At 71.6% G+C, this 2,662-nt stretch carries 3 protein-coding genes; all 3 read right to left on the bottom strand.

The window, feature by feature from the left end; translation table 11 throughout:
* Positions 1–57: 57 nt before the first annotated feature.
* Positions 58–1,149 carry a bifunctional 3-deoxy-7-phosphoheptulonate synthase/chorismate mutase gene (locus QOL99_RS16355; protein ID WP_285525373.1) on the bottom strand — a complete coding sequence of 364 codons (1,092 nt, stop codon included), beginning with the start codon at positions 1,147–1,149 and terminating at the stop codon, positions 58–60.
* Positions 1,150–1,193: 44 nt separating this feature from the next.
* Complete coding sequence (locus QOL99_RS16350; protein WP_285525372.1) at positions 1,194–1,634, bottom strand: globin domain-containing protein; 441 nt, start codon at positions 1,632–1,634, stop codon at positions 1,194–1,196.
* Positions 1,635–1,744: 110 nt separating this feature from the next.
* Positions 1,745–2,662 (bottom strand): MBL fold metallo-hydrolase (locus QOL99_RS16345; RefSeq protein ID WP_326522598.1); only part of this gene is annotated, 918 nt, incomplete at its 5' end.

Raw genomic sequence — 2,662 nt, 5'->3', positions numbered from 1 at the left:
CTTACCCCCGCTACCCCTCAGCTCCCCGGAATCCAGGAAGAGCCTATGGCAAATGCTCTAGGCCAGCGTCGGCGCCGCCAGCATCGGGGCCAGCGCCGCCGCGAAGCGCTCGTAGCCCGCAAAATCGAGCTGCTGCTCGTTGTCGCTGAGCGCCGTGGAGGGGCTGGGGTGGACCTCGACGTGGATGCCGTCGGCGCCGACCGCCAGGGCCGCCCTTGCCAGCGGGATCAGCAGGTCGCGGCGTCCGGCGGCGTGGGTCACGTCCACGATGACCGGGAGGTGCGTCTCCTGCTTGGCGAGGGCCACCGCCGAGAGGTCGAGCGTGTTGCGCGTCCACCGCTCGAAGGTGCGGATGCCGCGCTCGCAGAGGATGACCTCGGGGTTGCCTTCCGAGAGAATGTACTCGGCGGCGTAGAGCCATTCCTCGACGGTGGCGGCCAGACCGCGCTTGAGCAGCACCGGACGGCGGGCGCGGCCCACCTCGCGCAGCAGGGCGAAGTTGTGCATGTTGCGCGCGCCGATCTGGAGGATGTCGGCGTGCTCGGCCACGACCTCCACGTCGCGGGTGTCCATCACCTCGGTCACGAACAGCATCCCGTGGTCGCGGGCGACCTGCCCGCCGATCAGCAGGCCGTCCACGCCCATGCCCTGAAAGCCGTAGGGACTCGTGCGCGGCTTGTACGCGCCGCCGCGCAGCACCCGGACCCCCTGTGCGGCCAGGAACGCGGCCGTCTCCTCCATCTGTCCCGCCGACTCGATGGAGCACGGCCCCGCGATGATGACCGGCGGCGCGTCCCCGCCGATCCGCACCCCGTCGATGTCCAGCACGGTGTCGGCGGCCTGCATCTTGCGCGAGACCAGCAGCTGCTTCTTGTCGTTGCTCTCCTCGAGGTCGAGGCTGGCCTTGAAAATCTCCTTGAAGATCGTCTTGACTGCCGCGTGTGAGAAGGGACCGGGGTTGAGGCGCTCGAGCTCGCGCAGTTGCTGTTCCTCGCGGGCGGGATCGTAGTGCTGCGGGCGGCCCTCGGCGGACTTGGCGTGCCCGATCTGCGCGACCACCTCGCCCCGGCGGGAGAGCAGGGTCAGGAGGTCGCGGTTGATCGCGTCCACCTCCGCGCGGAGGTCGTCGATGCTGCGCTGAGAGGTCATGCGGCCAGTGTAGGGGGGGGACCCCTGGGCCGTCCGTGACCCTGCTAGTCAATTCCCGCCGGGTGGGTCCCGCTGGATGAGGCCCCCGGCTCCGGGGCGTTGACCATATGGACCGCCACCCGCGCGAGTGCCGCGTACAGCTCCCGCGCCTCGGCGTCCCCGATCTCGGGCGTCTCGCGCAGGGCCGCGTTCATGCAGGCCAGCCACGCCCGGCCCCGCGTCGGCGTGATCTCGAAGGGCAGGTGCCGCGCCCGCAGCCGGGGATGCCCGTACCGCTGGTGGTAGAGGGGCGGCCCGCCCAGAAAGCCCGACAGGAAGGCGAACTGCTTTTCCGCCGTGTGGGTGAGGTCGCCGGGAAAGATCGGCGCGAGGTCCGGGTCGCGGGCGACGTGGGCGTAGAACCGCCGCACGAGCAGGCTGAGCGCCTCCGGCCCGATGCGGTCGTAGAGGGAGCCGCCCTCGGCGAGAGAGAGGGGTGCAGTCATGGGCCGAGCGTAGAGCCCCCGGCCCCCCGCCGTCAGCGGCAAAAAGCCCCAGCGTGGGCTGAGGCTTGGGGGGTTCTAGCTGGCGACTGGCCGCTGGCCGCTGGCGGCTCTCAACTCCACTGCCACACGGCCGGTTCGTACTCGTAGCTGCCCAGCAGCCGGAGACCCTGACGCCGCAGGTGCCCGATGGCGTGGAAGGGAAAGTGGTAACCCGTGACCCACAGCCCCTCCTCGACCGCCTCGTTGAAGATGCGCTGGCGGGTGCGGGCGGCGAGGGGACCGTCGGTGTCGAAACCGATGTAGGCGCCCCGGTGCCGCAGCGAGAGCAGGAAGTGGCCCGCCGCGTCCCCGAAGACCATCAGGCCCGCGTTGCCGCTCCCCGCCCGCACGCTGAGGTGGCCCAGCGTGTGCCCCGGCGTGGCGACGGCCGTGACGCCCGGAACGATCTCGGCGCCGGGCTGAATCAGCGTGAAACGGTCGCGCAGGCCGATCAGCCCCGCCTGCACCGCCGCATTGGGATTGGCCTGGGTGGTCCAGAACTGGAACTCGGCCGAGCCCATGACGTGCCGGGCGGCGGGAAAGGTGGGCTGGCCGCCCGTGGTCAGACCGCCGATGTGGTCGCCGTGCCCGTGGGTGATGAACACGGTGTCGATGCTGGCCGGGTCGATGCCCGCCCGCCCGAGGTTGGCGACGAGTTGCCCGCCCGTCCCCCCGCGCCCGGTGTCGACCAGCACGCGGCGCCCACCGACGTCGAGCACCACCGGGTTGAAGTGGTTGACCGTGTTCGTGGCGGGCACGTGGTAGTCGGCCAGCGTCTCGGCGAACTCGGCCTGACGGTCGGGATTGGCGCCCCAGGTCGGCAGCACCGCCGCGAGGGGCGCGGTGCCGTCGCTGACCACGGTGGCGGTCATCTCGCCGATGCGCTGGCGGTAAAAGCCGTTGCCGTTGAGAGGTCCGGCAGGGGCCTGGGCGGTCTGCGGCTGGGCCGGTGCAGCGGGCGCGGCGGGCGCGGTCTGGGCGCGGGCCAG

Source organism: Deinococcus rhizophilus (genome assembly GCF_030271215.1).
In the GTDB taxonomy this organism is placed as follows: Bacteria; Deinococcota; Deinococci; order Deinococcales; family Deinococcaceae; genus Deinococcus; species Deinococcus rhizophilus.
The sequence above is the reverse complement of the archived record's forward strand: the minus strand, read 5'-3'. Positions and strand labels throughout refer to the sequence as shown.